General features: G+C 66.4%; 11 protein-coding genes. 10 read left to right on the top strand and 1 reads right to left on the bottom strand.

All coding sequences use genetic code 11. The annotated features are described in order from the left end of the window. The first annotated feature begins 1 nt into the window (after position 1). From EV641_RS14795 to EV641_RS14750, 10 genes are all read left to right on the top strand, one after another. Positions 2-499 (top strand): phosphatase PAP2 family protein, encoded by a 498-nt coding sequence (locus tag EV641_RS14795; protein ID WP_054717850.1) that lies wholly within the window; start codon positions 2-4, stop codon positions 497-499. Next, positions 496-1,401: a decaprenyl-phosphate phosphoribosyltransferase gene (locus EV641_RS14790; RefSeq protein WP_132472622.1), complete on the top strand. Its 906-nt coding sequence runs from the start codon at positions 496-498 to the stop codon at positions 1,399-1,401. Before EV641_RS14795 ends, EV641_RS14790 begins: the two co-directional genes overlap by 4 nt. 40 nt (positions 1,402-1,441) lie before the next feature. After that, complete coding sequence (gene zomB / locus EV641_RS14785; protein WP_277874506.1) at positions 1,442-3,346, top strand: flagellar motor control protein ZomB; 1,905 nt, start codon at positions 1,442-1,444, stop codon at positions 3,344-3,346. A gap of 345 nt (positions 3,347-3,691) precedes the next feature. Next, positions 3,692-4,702, top strand: a complete 1,011-nt coding sequence (locus EV641_RS14780; RefSeq protein WP_054720136.1) for an alpha/beta hydrolase family protein — start codon at positions 3,692-3,694, stop codon at positions 4,700-4,702. A 258-nt stretch (positions 4,703-4,960) separates the two neighbouring features. Beyond that, entirely contained in the window at positions 4,961-6,847 is a 1,887-nt protein-coding gene (locus tag EV641_RS14775) for an alpha/beta hydrolase-fold protein (RefSeq protein ID WP_241997257.1), read from the top strand. 153 nt (positions 6,848-7,000) lie between these two features. After that, complete coding sequence (locus EV641_RS14770) at positions 7,001-7,549, top strand: DUF732 domain-containing protein (protein WP_132472616.1); 549 nt, start codon at positions 7,001-7,003, stop codon at positions 7,547-7,549. A 47-nt stretch (positions 7,550-7,596) separates the two neighbouring features. After that, the gene (locus EV641_RS14765) at positions 7,597-8,553 is read left to right on the top strand and encodes a cutinase family protein (protein ID WP_132472614.1); all 957 of its coding nucleotides are present in this window, start codon (positions 7,597-7,599) and stop codon (positions 8,551-8,553) included. Between the two features lie 632 nt (positions 8,554-9,185). Then, complete coding sequence (fadD32, locus tag EV641_RS14760; protein ID WP_132472820.1) at positions 9,186-11,075, top strand: long-chain-fatty-acid--AMP ligase FadD32; 1,890 nt, start codon at positions 9,186-9,188, stop codon at positions 11,073-11,075. Positions 11,076-11,125: 50 nt separating this feature from the next. Then, the gene (gene pks13, locus EV641_RS14755) at positions 11,126-16,063 is read left to right on the top strand and encodes a polyketide synthase Pks13 (protein ID WP_132472818.1); all 4,938 of its coding nucleotides are present in this window, start codon (positions 11,126-11,128) and stop codon (positions 16,061-16,063) included. A gap of 7 nt (positions 16,064-16,070) precedes the next feature. Next, entirely contained in the window at positions 16,071-17,612 is a 1,542-nt protein-coding gene (locus tag EV641_RS14750; protein ID WP_132472612.1) for an acyl-CoA carboxylase subunit beta, read from the top strand. A gap of 61 nt (positions 17,613-17,673) precedes the next feature. On the opposite strand, the gene EV641_RS14745 is transcribed toward EV641_RS14750, so the two are convergent. Further along, the gene (locus EV641_RS14745) at positions 17,674-18,084 is read right to left on the bottom strand and encodes a RidA family protein (protein ID WP_054715738.1); all 411 of its coding nucleotides are present in this window, start codon (positions 18,082-18,084) and stop codon (positions 17,674-17,676) included. Positions 18,085-18,151: the final 67 nt, after the last annotated feature.

The raw sequence follows: 18,151 nt of genomic DNA, 5'->3' as shown, positions 1-18,151 counted from the left end.
GGTGCGAGTGCTGCAGACAGTGCAGGGCACCGTCGGCACTCTCCCCGGAGCGACTTCGGTCGCGCGCGGCATGTCCCACTTCGGAGAGCACGCGCTCGGCTGGATCACGATCGGCGCCGTGGGCGTTCTCGTGGATCCGAAGCGACGCACCCAGTGGGCTGGAGTCGCGGTCGGGGCGGTCGGAGCGCACGCCGCGTCGATCGTCATCAAACGCGTCGTCCGCCGCAAACGCCCGGCCCATCCGTCGGTGCAGGTCAACGTGTCGACGCCGAGTCGGCTGAGTTTCCCGTCGTCGCATGCGACGTCCACGACGGCAGCGGCCGTGCTGATGGCGCGCACGACCGGGCTACCCTTTCCGGCGATGCTCGTGCCCCCGATGCTGCTGTCGCGTCTCGTTCTCGGTGTGCACTATCCGACGGATGTCCTGGCCGGTGCGGCGCTCGGGGCGGCGTCCGCTGCTGTGGTGGCGCGGGCAGAGAAGAAGTTTGGAGAGCGATGAGCGAGGAACCGACCGCCGTTACGGAGGCCCCCAAGAGCCTTCCAGCGGCAATCGTCAAGGCGGTGCGCCCACGGCAGTGGGTCAAGAACGTGCTGGTGCTCGCGGCACCGATGGCGGCGGGGTCCGTCACGGAATCCGCGGTGCTGTTGCCGGTCGCGCTCGCGTTCGTGGTGTTCTGCATGGCGGCGTCCGGGATCTACCTCGTCAACGACGCGATGGACGTCGAGGCCGACCGGGAACATCCGACCAAGCGGTTCCGGCCGATCGCGGCGGGAGTCCTGCCGCTGCGGCTCGCTTACATCCTCGCCGGCGTGCTGCTCGTCGCCTCGATCGCACTGTCGTTCCTTGCGAACTGGCAGCTCGCTGTGGTGATGGCCGTGTACATCGGCATTCAGCTCGCGTACTGCGTCGGTCTCAAGCATCAGGCCGTGCTCGATATCTGCATCGTCTCGTCGGGATTCTTGATCCGTGCGATCGCAGGTGGTGTGGCCGCCGAGATCCCGCTGTCGCAGTGGTTCCTGCTGATCATGGCGTTCGGCTCGTTGTTCATGGCCGCCGGGAAGCGGTACGCGGAGCTGCGGCTCGCGACGCGGACGGGTGCGAAGATCCGGAAGTCGCTCGAGTACTACACCGAGACGTACCTGCGGTTCGTGTGGACGCTCGCTGCCACTGCCGTGGTGATCTGCTACGGGCTGTGGGCGTTCGAGCAGGACACCATCGCCGGCTCCAACTGGTACGCGATCTCGATGATCCCGTTTGTCGTCGCGATCCTGCGGTATGCGGTGGATGTCGACGGTGGCGATGCCGGTGAGCCCGAGGAGATTGCTCTGGGCGACCGTGTGCTGCAGTTCCTTGCGGTGGTGTGGATCGTGGTGGTCGGCGGTGCTGTCTACCTCTTCTGACGTCGTGGACGGCGTCGACGACAACGTGGCGGGCAGGTCGATTGCCGACCCGCCCGCCCGGTCGCGTCGCCTCGCGACGGGGGTGTTCACCGGCGGTGTCGTGATCGCGGCACTGCTGATGTTCTGGGGGGCGTGGGAACGCCGTTGGATCGCCGACGACGGCCTGATCGTGTTGCGCACAGTGCGCAACCTGATGGCGGGCAACGGCCCGGTGTTCAACAGCGGCGAGCGGGTCGAGGCCAACACCTCCACCATGTGGACCTACATGGTCTACGCGGCAGGAGAGCTGAGCGGAGTTCGCCTCGAATACGTGGTGCTCACGATCGCCCTGTTGTTGTCGACCGGCGCGGTCGTGTTGGCCATGCTCGCCGCCGCACGGATGTACCGATGGCGCCTGCGGGGCGCCACGGGAACGGTTCTGCTGCTGCCCGCGGGAGTGCTCGTCTACATCGCCGTGCCACCCGCGCGCGACTTCGCGACATCCGGGCTCGAAACCTGCCTGGTGATCTGCTGGATCGCGCTGCTGTGGCTGCTGCTCGTGCGGTGGGCGACACCCGACCCGAAGCACGAGGGCCTGCCCGGGACCGCACAGATCCTCGTCACCGCCTTCGTTGCGGGTCTCGGTCCGCTCGTGCGCCCCGAACTCGCCATCCTCGCGGCCGGTGCGCTGGCCATGCTGTTCTTGGCACAGGGGCTGACGTGGCGGGTGCGGGTCGCGATGGTCGCGGTGGCCGGGCTGATCCCCGTGATGTATCAGATCTGGCGGATGGGTTACTACGCGCTGCCGTACCCGAACACGGCCGTGTCGAAGGACGCGGGCGGAGCCAAGTGGTCACAGGGGTTCGAGTACCTCGGCAATCTGGTGAGCCCATACCTGCTGTGGTTGCCGGTCCTGTTCCTGGCGGTCGTCGCCGCGGTGGTGCTGTGGGCCACTCGGGCCCCGGCCGGTGGCGGAGCCGTGTCGCAAGACGAGGGAACAGACCTCCGGGCGTGGGCGCGGCGTGGGCAACGGGCGCTGCGCACCCCGACGACGGTCGTGTTCTTCGCGCTCGCCGCCGGCCTGCTGTTGATGCTCTATTCGATGCGGGTCGGCGGCGACTTCATGCACGGTCGCGTGCTGTTGCCACCGCTGTTCTGCTTGCTGCTTCCCGTCGCTGTCGTGCCCTTGCGAGTGCCCGACCGGTCCGAGATCGGCAACAACAAGACCACCCGTATGGCGGGAGGTATGGCGCTGCTGTGGATCGGGACGGTGGTCTGGGCGTTCTTCGCCTCCAACACCACGGGCATGCCCGAAGGTGCGGTGGTGGGCCGCTCCGGGATCGTCGACGAGCGCGCGTTCTACGTCCTCAACACCGGCCATTCGCATCCGATCCTCGCCACCGATTACCTCGATTACCCCCGCATGCGCGCGATGGTCGAGGCGATCGACAACACCCCGGACGGCGGGCTGCTGCTGTCGACGCCCTCGTACGACGTGTGGGATGTCGTGCCGCCGCCCCTGCCGATTCCTCCGGGTGGTGCCGGGCACACCGTGTACTTCCTGAATCTCGGTATGACCAGCATGAACGTCGGTCTGGATGTGCGGGTGGTCGATCAGATGGGTCTCGCCTATCCACTCGCTGCGCACACCGAGCGACTCGAGGACGGCCGGATCGGGCACGACAAGATCCTGTATCCGGACTGGGTGGTCGCGGACTCGGGGATGGTCGACGTACACCCGTGGATGCCCGCGTATCTCGATGAGGACTGGGTCGCCATGGCCCAGGTGGCATTGACGTGTCCTGAAACACAGGAGCTGCTCGCATCGTCGAGCGCGGAGCTCACGTGGCCTCTGTTCAAACGGAATCTTCGCAACGCGTTCGAATATTCCGGGTACCGCATCGAGCGAGTGCCGAAGTATGAGATACAGCGCTGCGATCTGGAAATGCCGCCGCCGCGAGGCTAGACTGACGTCCCTTTTCAGAGGAATGTCGCATTCATTCGGTTGACCTGGATGAATGCGACATTCTGCGTTACGGGACCGTTCGGGTGACCCGGCGCACGGCCGTCGCAGAGGTCTCGTTAAGATCACGCCGGATAACGGAGATGTAACGTTCGGGCCCCTGTGATCCGACGGAGTAGTCAAGGCAAGCTCAAGACCTTGGGAATCGGGGTTTGTCAGAGATCACGCTGTCCTTTACAGTCTTGACCGCAGTGTGACTTGAAGGCGACCTTCACCCGGTCGCCGCCGCCGAAATCCGCCGGGGGACGCAGACGCGGACGCCGCAGATCGAGAAAGTGAGCATTGTTCATGCGTTTTGTCCCTAGGTTGTCGCAGGGCCTTCGCAGGCGCCTGCTCGGCACCGCCGCCGCAGCGCTCGTACTTCCAGTTGCTGCAGGTGTTGCCGGAACGACGGCGGCAGTAGCCGCACCGGCCCAGGCCGCGCCGGTTTCGCACCGTGCGCCTGCCGGAGGCTTCGAAGAGGTCTTCGTCGATTCCGACATGGGTCCGATCAAGGTCCAGATCCAGTGGGCCGCACGCGGTGGCGACGCCGCTCTCTACATGCTCGACGGACTGCGTGCCCGCGACGACGCGAACGCATGGACCTTCGAGACCAACGCTCTGCAGCAGTTCTCGCAGGACAACGTCAGCCTGATCATGCCGGTCGGCGGCCAGGCGAGCTTCTACACCGACTGGTACTCGCCGAGTAATTTCAACGGCCAGGACATCACTTACAAGTGGGAGACGTTCCTGACCGAGCAGCTTCCGTCCTACCTCGAAACCCGTGGTGTCTCGCGTAGCAACAACGGCATCCTGGGTCTGTCGATGGGCGGTTCCGCTGCACTGACCCTGGCCGCGTACCACCGCGACCAGTTCCAGTTCGCGTCGTCGCTGTCGGGTTACCTGAACCTGTCGGCTCCCGGTATGCGTGAGGCCATCCGCATCGCGATGCTCGACGCCGGCCGCTTCAATGTCGACTCGATGTGGGGCCCGCCGTGGAACCCGGCATGGCTGCGCAACGATCCGTTCGTGTTCGCGCCCAAGCTCGAGGGCCTGTCCATGTACATCTCGGCGGCCAGCGGCCTGCCCGGTGAGCACGACAACCCGCAGGGCCTGGTCGGTTTCTACAACACGGCCAACGCCATGGGCCTCGAGGCGCTGTCCCTCGTCCAGACCCGCGCCTTCCAGGTGAAGCTCGCGACCCTGGGAATCCCGGCCACCTTCGACTTCCCGGCCCGCGGAACGCACGCGTGGAAGTACTGGGAGGACGAGCTGTGGAAGGCACGCCCGCAGATCCTGGACGCACTCAACGCGCACTGATCCGACTGCCAGGCCAAGCACACTGCTTCGACGTTGCCGCCTGGTTGCTCCTCACGGAGCAGCCGGGCGGCTTCGTGCGTTCGGTAACAATTTCCCCACCTGTCACAGCGCGGCTCCCTCACATCACGTCGTTCGACGTGTAGAAACAGGATTCGGGCCTGGCCGATCCGATCGACGGACGGCTCCCGCGATACCGAGTCCGCTCGGCGGACGATCTGCAATACCGCAATGCAGGAAGTGAGCGATATCGTGCGAACTGTGCATGGTGGCCATCGGGGGAGGCCGAACGAGGAAAAGACAGGTGCGAAGACCAAACGACGCCTGCTGGGGCTCGTCGCTGCGGCACTCGTGGCGCCGGTCGGGGCGGGATTGACGACCGTGGCGGTGGCGACGGCGCAGCCGTCGGTCGCCGAGTCCGGGCCGGCAGCGACCCAGGACTCCTCCGGCGCGACCGTGCGTCAGGTCGACTGGCTCACTGATCGCCGCGTCGCACTCTGGATCGATTCGCCGTCGATGGGCACGCCCATCCAGGTGCAGCTACTGCTCGCGCGGGATTGGAACCTCACACCGGAGGCCCGGTTCCCGTCGGTGTTCATGCTCGACGGCCTCCGCGCTCGCGACGACGAGAACGGCTGGACGATCGAGACCGACGCCGAGCGGTTCTTCGCAGACAAGAACGTCAACGTGGTACTGCCCGTCGGCGGCCAGTCGAGCTTCTACGCAGACTGGATCGACCAGAACAACGGCCAGAATTACAAGTGGGAGACCTTCCTGACCGAGGAACTCCCGCCCATCCTCGAAAAGGACTGGCGCACCACCGACAAGCGCGGTGTGGTCGGCCTGTCGATGGGTGGCACGGCTGCGATGTTCCTCGCGGCCCGCAATCAGGGATTCTTCCAGTTCGCAGCGTCGCTGTCGGGCATTCTCACCACCACGACGCTCGGCATGCCCGAAGCCATCCGCTACGCCATGCAGGACGCCGGCGGATTCGACGTCGACGCGATGTGGGGTGAGCCCGGTAGCGAGGGATGGGAGTCTCACGACCCGTATCTTCTCGCCGAGAAGCTCCGCGGGGTGAGCATGTACGTCTCGAGCGGCAGCGGCAGCACCGGTCCGTACGATCAGCCGACCGCAGTTCCCGGCGTGAGCACGAACTACGCGGGCATGGGGCTCGAGATCCTGTCTCGCCTGACTTCGCAGGCATTCGCGACGAAGCTGAACAAGCTCGGCATCCCTGCGCAGATCGTGTACCGGCCGTCGGGTACGCACTCGTGGCCGTACTGGGAATTCGAACTGCATCAGCTGTGGCCGCAACTCGCGAACACCCTCGGCGTGGAAATCCAGAAGCCCGAGTGCGCCCCCCTCGGAGCGTTCGGTGACGTCGCGGCCGCGAATCCGTGGCTCGGCGACTGCCTGACTCGGGAGTATCCCGTCGCAGGTGGTTCCGTGCAGGACTTCCGCCACGGCCGGGTGTTCTCGTCCGACGGCACCGCGGTGCCTGTCGCGGGAGCGATCGGTGGCAAGTACCAGAGCGCGGGTGGTCCCGCCGGCCGGCTCGGTTACCCGACGACGGAGGAGCGGGGAACCGCCGACGGGCGCGGCCGTTTCAATCACTTCCAGCATGGAGCCATCTACTGGACTCCCGAGCACAGTGCACGCACCGTGCAGGGCGCGATCTTCGAGGAATGGAAGGAACAGGGCTGGGAAACCGGTCCGCTCGGATATCCCGTGCTCGACGAGATCGGTACCCCGGATCAGCGCGGCAGCGTTCAGGGATTCGAGATCGGCGCGATGTACTGGACGGAAGCGACCGGCGCGAACGCTGTGTTGGGGGAGATTCTGGCCAAGTACGGCGAGCTCGGATACGAGACCGGTGCACTCGGCTATCCGAAGTCGAGCGAGCACGTGATCACCGGCGACGGGCGTTTCTCCGAGTTCGAGCACGGCACCATCTACTGGACCCATGAGACGGGGGCGTGGCCGGTACGTGGCCGCGTATTCGAGGCCTGGGTGGCCGAGGGCGCCGAGAACGGCCGGCTCGGCTATCCGATCGGAGACGAGGCGCCGATCGAAGGTGGAATCGAGCAGAGGTTCCAGCACGGGTCCGTTACCGTCGTCGACGATATCCCCACGGTTCACCCGTGAGTGTGTTTCACCCGTGATTCCGTACGGCAGGTGACCCCGTAGCCCACGTGGTGCCGGTCGGAGCAGGCGCTCCTACCGGCACCGCGTGCGCTCTGTAGCCTGGACCGAGCCCAGTTCAGATCGACTCGAATCCCGGATGTGAGGACACCCCAGATGCCTGCACGGACCCGCTCGCGCTCGACCCGCGTCCTCGGAGCGATCGCCGCAGCCCTGACTTCCGCGGCTGTGCTGGCCGCGTGTGGTAGCGACGACTCGACTGCCACGAACACTCCCTCGGCCACGACCACGGCCACGACCGCTGCCGCGACGACCACCTCGGAGGCCGCGGGCGACGACACCACCCGCCCGGACACCTCCGGTACCGAGAACACCGGCACCGACGCCGCCCCGACGAGCCCGGGTGAAGCGGCGACCGCGCCGCCGCCGGAGTCGCAGCCTGCACCGAGCGAGAGCGGTGAGGCGTTCCTGGCCGCGCTGCGTGAGGAGGGTGTCGAGCCGTCCGACGAGGCAAGCGCGATCGCGATCGCGGACTACGTCTGCGGTGCCGAAGCCCAGGGCGGTAATCCCGACGAGATCAAGACGATGGTGACCGCCCTCGTGGGCAGCGGATCCGTCGCCGCCGGTGAGGAGATCACCGAAGAGGACGCGTCCGCAACCGCCGACACCTACATCTCGGTCGCCCACGACGCGTACTGCAGCTGACGCGTACTGCAGGCAACAGGTACTGCTGGTAGAGGGAGAGACACTTGATGGCCAGAACGAAGCGGCGTCGCGGGCGCAAGATCGTCGTACTCGGGGCGCTGCTGCTTCTGGTCCTGGTGCTGGCCCTCTGGTACATGCTGGCAGGGCGCTTGGATGTTCCCGGTCCCATCACGCCGCCCGGGCCGGAGGAGCCACAGTCGCAGCCTGCGTCGTGCCCGGACGTCCAGGTGGTTGCGGTGCCCGGTACGTGGGAGTCCGCGGTCGGCGACGACCCGTACAACCCCACGGCCAATCCGGCGTCACTGATGCTGAACGTGACCCGACCGCTGCAGGAGCAGTTCGACCCGCAGCGCGCCGACGTCTACACGGTCCCGTACGTCGCTCAGTTCTCCAATCCGGTCGCGCTCCCGCCGGACGGCCAGCAGTCGTACAACAACAGCCGTAGCGCCGGTACTGCCGCGGTGAACGATTTTCTTGCGGGACGGTCCGCGGAGTGCCCGCTGACCACATACATCCTCACCGGGTTCTCTCAGGGCGCCGTCATTGCCGGTGACGTCGCGGCCCAGATCGGTGCGGGCAACGGTCCGGTCCCCGCGGACCGGGTCCTCGGTGTCGCGTTGATCGCCGACGGCCGTCGTGACGGGGTGTCCGGCATCGACATCGGTCCTCCGGTAGTGGGGGTCGGCGCCGAACTCTCGCTCGGTGGTCTGAGGCTTCCCGGGATCACGATGACCGGCGAGCGTCCCGGTGGGTTCGGTGTGCTCGACGATCGCACCTTTCAGATCTGTGCACCGTCCGACAGCATCTGCGATGCACCGCCGGATGCGCTCAACCCGACCAACTGGATGACCGCTGCGCCGCGGGTTCTCGAATACGTCAACAATCCGATCCACGCCCTGTACAACACGTTCATAGTGGACGAATCGGGCACCACTGCGCCGCAGTGGATCACGGCATGGGCTGCCGAGAAGATCGAGTCCGCACCGCACCCTCCGGAAGAGTGACGAATCACGGTTACCGGCGGGTAGTGTCCGGGGTCGTGTACCGGTACAATCGACCGATGGCTGCCTACGGGCCCGCCCGCGAGTGACCTTCGTGGGGCCGGGGGGAGACGGCGGGAAGTAACCGTAGCGATCGAAGGGGATGGATGCGTGCCGTCATCGGCGGAGACCTTGGGGAACGGGGTGCCGATCGGAATGATCCTCGTCACGAATTGTCGTGCCGAGGAGGTGATCCGCCGACGGCCGACCCACACTTACCGACGGAATGCTCGGGCGGTGTGCACTGCCGACGTGTCGGCGGCGAAGCGGCGAATCGGCATCTCTCGCAACTGCTGTGTCCGAACAGATCGCCGAACGAGACCGCGTTTCGCGGATGGCCGCCGGGGTGTCGTATCTTTGATGCTTCCCATCTCGGACGGAAAGGTTCGCGCCACAGGGATCCGCTGCTCGCGGGGGAGCGAGCTGAGCCGATCTGTAACATATTCGTGATCTCGGATCGATGGACAGTACTGGCGGGTTGATCGCCGGAGATTGTTCAGTGCTGTGCAGGCACGATGATCCGGTAGCGCGGACAACGTAAATTGAGGCGCAACCATGTCGAGTGGTTGTGGGATCGCTTCGACAGGGAGAAGGAATTGAGCGTCGGGTTCGAAGAGTTCATCGATGAGAACGGGCAGATCGAACTGCCGGAGGGCAGCACGTTGCTCGATCACCTCGAGCGGCACACTGCCTCCAACGGTGACGAGCTGGCCTACCGGTACATCGATTACTCGCGTAACCGTGACGGAGACGTGGACGAGCTCACCTGGGCTCAATTCGGCGTGCGGCTCCGTGCGATCGCCGCTCGGCTCCAGCAGGTCACCAATCCCGGCGACCGCGTCGCGATCCTTGCGCCCCAGGGCCTCGACTACGTGGTGTCGTTCTTCGCGGCGATCTACGCGGGTGTCATCGCAGTGCCGCTCTTCGATCCGGACGAGCCCGGCCACACCGACCGCCTCCACGCCGTCCTCGGCGACTGCACACCCAGCGCGATCCTCACCGCCACCTCGTCCGCCGCAGGTGTCCGCCAGTTCTTCAGGCCGCTCCCCGCTGCACAGCGCCCCCGCGTGATCGCCGTCGACGCGATCCCCGACACCGTCGCCGACTCCTGGAAGCGCCCGGAGGCCACCAGTGGCGACATCGCATACCTCCAGTACACGTCCGGTTCGACGCGCGTGCCTGCCGGTGTGGAGATCACCCACCGGTCCGTGCTCACCAACGTGATCCAGATGGCCGACTCGATGGAGCTCAACGAGAATTCGCGGGGCGTCACCTGGCTGCCGCTGTTCCACGACATGGGTCTGCTCACCGTCATCCTTCCGGCGATCGGCGGCAAATACATCACGATCATGAGCCCACGCGCATTCGTGCAGCGACCGGGTCGCTGGATTCGTGAACTCGCAGCCGTCTCCGACGGAGCGGGGACCTTCGCGGCAGCGCCGAACTTCGCGTTCGAGCATGCGGCCGCGCGCGGCGTGCCCAAGGCCGGTGAGCCGCTCGATCTGAGCAACGTGATCGGCCTGATCAACGGCAGCGAGCCTGTGACGACGTCGTCCATGCGCAAGTTCAACGATGCGTTCGCGCCCTACGGACTGCCGAAGACCGCGATCAAGCCGTCGTACGGTATGGCCGAGGCCACGCTGTTCGTGTCCTCGACCAGGAACTCCGAGGAAGCCAAGGTCCTCTACGTGGACCGGAACGAGCTCAACGCCGGTCGGGTCGTGCTCGTCGACCGCGATGCGCCGGGCGCTATCCCGCAGGTGTCGTGTGGTCACGTAGCTCGTAGCCAGTGGGCCGCGATCGTCGACGCCGAGACCGGCGCGGAGGCCCCGGAAGGCCACGTCGGTGAGATCTGGCTGCACGGCGACAACATCGGAATCGGCTACTGGGGTCGTAAGGACGAGACCACCGAGACCTTCCACAACAAGATCACGAAGCGGGTCGCCGAAGGAAGCCAGGCCGAGGGCACCCCCGAGGACGCCCATTGGCTTCGCACCGGTGACTACGGCGTCTACGTGGACGGCGAGTTGTACATCACGGGTCGCGTCAAGGACCTCGTGATCGTCGACGGACGCAACCACTACCCGCAGGATCTCGAGTTCTCCGCCCAGGAAGCGAGCTCGGCGCTGCGTCCGGGCTTCGTCGCCGCGTTCGCGGTGCCGGCGAACCAGCTGCCGAAGGTCGTGTTCGACAACTCGGCGTCGGGTCTGCAGTTCGACGCCGACGACTCGTCCGAGCAGCTCGTCATCGTCGCCGAACGCGCCCCCGGTGCCGGCAAGGCCGACCCGCAGCCGATCGCCGACGCCGTGCGCGCCGCGATCTCCGCGCGACACGGTGTGACCGCGCGCGATGTGCTTCTCGTACCGGCCGGATCAATTCCTCGCACGTCGAGTGGGAAGATTGCGCGGCGGGCATGCAAGGCCGCCTACATCGAGGGAACGCTGCGTGGTGGGTACCAGCAGCAGGCGTTCCCCGACAGCGTGTAAGAAATTGTCCTCTGTCCGGGTAGCGTGGTGGGTTGATGGCTGACACTGAAATGACCGTTGCGCAGCTGCGCGAATGGCTGCGGAACTGGATTGCCGACGCAACCGGCCAGCCGGTCTCCCAGATCTCGGACGACCGTCCGATGGAGGAGTTCGGGCTGGCCTCGCGAGACGCTGTTGCACTCAGCGGCGACATCGAGGATCTCCTCGGTGTCACGCTGACCGCGACCGTCGCGTACCAGCACCCGACGATTGCCTCGCTGGCGACTCGCATCATCGAGGGTGAGCCCGAGATGCCGGAGGGCGCCGACGACGCGTTCTACGTCACCGGTGGTGCCCTCGGTTCGAAGGACATCGCGATCGTCGGTATGTCGACGCGCCTTCCCGGGCACGTCGACACACCGGCCCAGATGTGGGAACTGCTCTCCGACGGGCGCGATGGCATCACCGATCTTCCTGAGGGCCGCTGGTCGGAGTTCGACGGCGATCCCCTCGTTGCCGAGGCCATTGCGAATGCGAATACGCGCGGCGGCTATCTCGACGACGTCAAGGGGTTCGACGCCGAGTTCTTCGCGATGTCGCCGCGCGAGGTCAAGATGGTCGACCCGCAGCAGCGTCTCGCGCTGGAACTGACGTGGGAGGCGCTCGAGCACGCGCACATCCCGGCGAGCGACCTCAAGGGCGGCTCGGTCGGTGTGTTCATCGGCTCGTCCGCGAACGACTACATGCTCATCGCGGCGTCCGATCCGACGGCCGCCGACCCGTACGCGATCACCGGCACGTCCACGTCGATCGTCTCCAATCGCGTCTCGTACTTCTTCGACTTCCACGGTCCGTCGATCAGCATCGACACCGCCTGCTCGTCATCCCTCGTCGCAGTCCACCAGGCGGTGCGTGCACTGCGCGGTGGTGAGGCGAACGTCGCGATCGCCGGCGGCGTCAACATGCTCCTCGCCCCCGCGGGAACGCTCGGTTTCGACGAAACCGGAATGCTCACCGCTGACGGCAAGATCAAGGCGTTCTCGGCCGACGCCAACGGCATCGTCCGCGCGGAGGGCGGTGGCCTCGTCGTCCTCAAGCGACTCGAGGACGCCGAACGCGACGGCGACAACATCCTCGCTGTGATCGCAGGATCGGCCGTCAACCAGGACGGACGCTCCAACGGCCTGGTCGCGCCCAACCCGGACGCGCAGGCGGACGTGCTGCGTCGCGCCTACCGCGACGCGCAGATCCTGCCGTCCGGTGTCGACTACATCGAGGCGCACGGCACCGGCACAGTGCTCGGCGACCCGATCGAGGCCGATGCACTGGGACGCGTCATCGGCCGAGGCCGCGACGCCGACAAGCCGGCCCTGCTCGGTTCCGCGAAGACGAACTTCGGGCACCTCGAGGCCGCTGCGGGTGCTGCGGGCCTGATCAAGGTCGTTCTCGCGATGCAGGAGAATGCGCTTCCTGCCACGCTCAACTACACCGCGCCCAACCCGTACATCGCGTTCGACAAGGCCAATCTCCGGGTGATCCCGGAGGGCGCTCAGTGGCCGCGTTACTCGGGTCGCGCGGTCGCGGGTATCTCCGGATTCGGTTTCGGCGGCACCAACGCGCACGTCGTGGTGCACGAGTACACCGGCCCGGAAGGTCAGAACGACTCCGAAGCCGAGGTCGAGGTGCTGCCGGACAGCGCCGAGGCCGCGGAACATGCTGTTCCGTCCGAACCCGCACGCGAGTTGCCCGTCGTGCTTGCGGTGTCCGCACCCATGCCGTCGCGTCGTCGTCGTGCTGCGGCGGATCTCGCCGACTGGTTCGAGACCGAGACGGGGAGCACTACCGAGCTGGCCGACGTGGCCCGTTCGCTGTCGCGCCGCAACCACGGGCGGTCCCGCGCCGTCGTCATCGCCGCCGACCGCGCCGAGGCGATCGCCGGGTTGCGTGCCGTTGCGGCCGGCAAGCCCGCGCAGAACGTCTTCACCGCCGACAGCCCGGCCTCGAACGGTCCGGTGTGGGTGCTGTCCGGATTCGGTGCGCAGCACCGCAAGATGGCCAAGCAGCTGTATCTCGAGAACCCGGTGTTCGCCGCCGCGGTCGACGAGGTCGACGAGTTCATCCTCGACGAGTCCGGCTACTCCATGAAGGAGAAGTTCCTCGACGACGCGCAGGACTACGACGTCGAGACCGCGCAGGTCGGAATCTTCACCATCCAGGTCGGACTCGCCGCGGTGCTGCGGCACCACGGCGCCGAGCCCGCAGCGATCGTCGGCCACTCGATGGGTGAGGCCGCCGGTGCGTACATCTCGGGTGGTCTGTCGCTCGAGGAAGCCGTGCGCGTGATCTGTGCCCGGTCGCGCCTGATGGGCGAGGCGGAAGGCCAGCTCGAGGGCGACGACATCCGCCTGATGGCACTCGTCGAGTACAGCTCCGACGAGATCACCTCGGTTCTGCCCGACTTCCCGCAGCTCGAGGTGTGCGTCTACGCGGCGCCCACCCACACCGTGATCGGTGGGCCGCAGGAGCAGGTCAACGCCATCGTCGCGCGCGCCGAGGCGGAGGAGAAGTTCGCCCGGGTCCTCCAGACGAAGGGCGCGAGCCACACGTCGCAGGTCGATCCGATCCTGGGCGAGCTCGCCGCCGAACTCGCGGGTATGGAGCCGCAGCGACTGAAGGTGGACGTGTACTCGTCCGTCGACCAGGACACGCTGTACCGCGCAGGTCACGGGGGCATCCACCCGGTCGAGTACTGGACGAAGGGCATGCGCCACAGCGTGTACTTCACCCAGGCGATCCGGAAGGCACTCACCGACGGGTACACGACGTTCGTCGAGCTCAACGCGAATCCCGCGACCTTGATGTCGGTCGCCGCCACCGCGTTCGACGCCGGTGTGCAGGACGGCGTGTTCATCCAGACGCTCAAACGCAAGGAAGACGAATCGCTCGGTGTGCTCACCGCGCTCGCGCAGCTCTACGTCCACGGACATCCAGTGGATCTGCGCAGTCTGCTGCCCGAGGGCGAGTACGCCGACATTCCGCGCACCGCGTTCCTGCGCAAGCCGTACTGGGTCGACGCCCGCATCGGTGTCAGCGGTGGCCACGGCCGGGTGCCCGGCGCGCACGTCGCGCTGCCCGACGGCCGGCACGTGTGGGAGGTGCAGGCGGGAGCGGTCACCGATCCCGCGGAGCTCGTCATCACCGCTGCGTCGCAGGTGCTCGCCGATGTCACCCTCACCGCATCCATCCGGCATGCCGAGCTGCCCGCTGCAGCCACGGTGACCACGACCCTCACTCCGCACCCCGGCGGTGCCTCGGTGCAGGTGCATGCCCGCACCGAGAGCGGTTTCACCCTGGTGCACGAGGGTGTCGTCACGTCCGGCGAGGCTCTGCCTGCCCCGATGACCGCCACCCCTGCTCGTCCGTCCGACGAGGTCGAGGAACTGCCCGAGGTCGTCGAAACCTTCGGCGACAAGTGGGATCCCGAAGGATCGCAGACTCTCGAGGATCGCCTGACGTTGATCGTCGCTGAATCCATGGGGTACGCACCCGAGGATCTGCCCGCCGAGATCCCGCTCATGGAGCTGGGCCTCGACTCGCTGATGGCAGTGCGCATCAAGAACCGCGTCGAGTACGAATTCGACATCCCGCAGCTGCAGCTGGCGGCGGTCAAGGACGCGTCCCTCCGCGACGTCGCGAAGTACCTGCACTACGCGGTGGAGAATCGCGAAGAGGTTGCGCAGCTCGCCGCGCAACAGGCCGCCGAGAAGGCAGCCGAACGCGCGGAAACCGAATCGTCGCTGGAGCCGGTCGAGGATACGACTGTCGTCGGTGAAGCCGAACAGATCTTGGCCCAGGCCGGTGCTTCGGCTGACGCGACCGAGTCGGAGGAGCCCGCCGCTGCTTCCGCGGAACCCGCAGCAGAATCGTCCGGGCCCGACGTTCCTCCCCGCGACGCCGCGGAACGCCTGACCTTCGCATCGTGGGCCGTGGTCACCGGGAAATCCGCCAAGGGCATCTTCAACACGCTGCCCACCCTCGACGCCGCCGCGGCCGAGCGTCTCGCCGCCAGGCTCACCGAGCGTGCCGGCGGGGAGATCACCGTCGACGACGTACGCAAGGCATCGACGATCGAGCAGCTCTCGGAGACCGTCCGGCAGTACCTCGAATCCTCAGACAAGATCGACGGGCTCGTGCGTGTACTGCGGCCGCGTCCCGAGGGATCGTCGGCGGTGCCGGTGTTCGTGTTCCATCCCGCGGGTGGCTCGACGGTCGCGTACGAGCCGCTGTTGCGGCGCCTGCCGGCGGATACCCCGATGTACGGCTTCGAACGCACCGAGGGTCCGATCGACGAGCGCGCGAAGATTTACCTGCCGTTGATCGAGGAGATCCAGGGCGACGGCCCGTACGTGCTGTGCGGCTGGTCGCTCGGTGGCGTGCTGGCCTACGCGGTGGCTCGATTGCTTCGCGCCGAAGGCAAGGATGTGCGGATCGTCGGTCTTCTCGACACGGTCATGGCCGGTGAAAAGATCGAGGACACTCCCGAGGAGATCCGGAAGCGCTGGCAGCGGTACTCGGCCTTCGCGAAGAAAACCTACGGTATCGAGGCGCCGCTCCCGTACGACCTGCTTGCCGACGCCGGCAGCGACGAGGAGCAGATCAAGATTCTCCTGGGCCTGCTCGAGATGAGCGGCGCTGAGATTCCCGGCGGCATCATCGAGCATCAGCGCACCTCGTGGCTCGACAACCGGGCGATCCAGACCGCGAAGCTCGAACGCTACGACGGCGCTGTAGTGCTGTACTTGGCCGAGAAGTATCACGATGACGCAATCGACCTCGAGCCGGCGTTCGCTACCCGGCAGCCCGACGGCGGGTGGGGCGATGTGGTCGAGAATCTGGAGGTCGTCCCGGTGGGGGGAGATCACCTGCAGATTGTCGACGAGCCGTACATCGCGAAGGTGGGGGCCGATCTGACCCGCAAGTTGGCCGACATCGAGGCCTCGAGGAGCTGAACGAGTAGTGACCACCACGGCAGAAAAGCTGGCCGAGCTGCGCGCAAAACTGGAGATCGCGAACGAACCCGCAGGGGAAGCCGCGATCGCCAAGCGCGCTCAGAAGGGCATTCCCAGCGCTCGGGAGCGCATCGACATGCTCCTCGACAAGGGCACCTTCGTCGAGATCGGTGCACTGATGAGGACTCCAGGGAACCCGAACGCGTTCTACGGCGACGCGGTCGTCGTCGGGCACGGCCTGGTCGACGGCCGGCCCGTCGCGGTGTTCTCGCACGACCAGACCGTTCTGGGTGGCAGCGTCGGTGAGATGTTCGGCCGCAAGGTGTCTGCCGTTCTGGAATACGCATTGAAGATCGGTTGCCCGGTCGTGGGTATCAACGACTCCGGTGGGGCCCGCGTCCAGGACGCAGTGACCTCGCTCGCCTGGTACGGCGAGATCGGCAAGCGCACCGAACCGCTGTCCGGGCTGGTCCCACAGATCTCGGTCATCGTCGGCAAGTGCGCCGGCGGTGCCGTGTACGCACCGATCAACACCGACGTCGTCGTGGCGACCGAAGAGGCGTACATGTTCGTCACCGGCCCCGACGTCATCAAGGCGGTCACGGGTGAGGACGTCAGCCTCGAAGAGCTCGGAAGCGCCCGTAAGCAGGCCGAATACGGCAATGTGCACCATGTCGCGCCCGACGAGAAGGCGGCGTTCGACTGGGTGCGCCAGTACCTGAGCTACATGCCGTCGAATGCGCAGGAGAAGGCTCCCGTGATCAACCCGGGTCTCGAGCCCGAGATCACGCCCGACGACATCGAACTCGATTCGTTCATGCCCGACGCCGACAACTCCGGCTACGACATGCACGACATCCTGCTCAAGATCTTCGACGACGGCGATTTCTTCGAAGTCCGCTCGCAGACCGCCCCGAACATCATCACCGGGTACTCGCGCGTCGACGGACGTCCTGTCGGTGTGGTCGCCAACCAGCCGCTGTACCTGTCGGGTGCTCTCGATGCGGCGGCTGCCGACAAGGCTGCGCACTTCGTGAGAGTGTGCGACGCCTACGACATCCCGCTGGTGTTCGTCGTCGACACGCCGGGTTTCCTCCCGGGCGTCGAACAGGAGAAGATCGGTGTCATCAAGCGTGGCGGACGGTTTCTGTTCGCCTACGTGGAGGCCTCGGTGCCGAAGGTGACCGTCGTGGTCCGCAAGTCGTACGGCGGCGGGTACGCGGTGATGGGCTCGAAGCAGCTCGGCGCCGATATGAACTTTGCGTGGCCCACCGCGCGTATCGCGGTGATGGGCGCGGAGTCCGCGGTCGCGGTGATCGGCCGCAAGCAGATCGCGGAGGCGGGCGAGAACGCTCCGGTGGTGCGTCAGCAGCTCATCAACTTCTACAACGAGCATGTCGCGACGCCGTACATCGCGGCCGAGCGCGGCTACATCGATGCGGTGATCGAGCCGAAGACCACGCGTCTCGAGATCCGGAAGGCGCTGACGCTTCTCCGCGACAAGAAGGTGTTCAAGAACCCGCGCAAGCACCATCTGCTTCCGCTCTGAGGTTGTGACCGAGAAGTCCCACCGGCAGTCAATGCGGCTGTGCCGGTGGGACTTCCGCGTGTCAGTCGAGGACGGCGGTGGCTTCGATCTCCACCAGGAGGTCGGGTTCGGCGAGCGCGGAGACACCGATGCCGGTGAGGGGCGCCAGTGGGCCCTCGATGCCCAATGTGGCGGCTGCGCGGCCGCCGCCTTCGACGAGCTGGGCCATCTTGTCGGGAGTCCAGTCGACGATGTAGGCGGTCAGTTTCGCGATGTCGTCCCAGGTGGCACCGACCTCGGCCAGCGCGGTGGCGATGTTGAGGTAGCACTGTTCGGTCTGGGTGGCGAGGTCGCCCTCGCCGATCCGGTTGCCGGCGGCATCGCGCGCGACCTGACCGGCGATGAACACCAGTTTCGATCCGGTGGCGACAGAAACCTGCTGGTACAGCTCGGTCTGCGGTAGTCCTGCGGGATTTACGAGAGTGACGGCCATGAGGTTCTCCTGGAGTGGTCGGCGTCCGAGCGGACCCTCAAACTATAACAGTGCAATGCTATGTAAA

Origin of the sequence: Rhodococcus sp. SMB37 (assembly GCF_004345605.1) — a bacterium.
Taxonomy (GTDB): Bacteria; Actinomycetota; Actinomycetes; order Mycobacteriales; family Mycobacteriaceae; genus Rhodococcus.
Note: the sequence above shows the minus strand (reverse complement) of the source record. Positions and strands in the feature narration are given on the sequence as shown.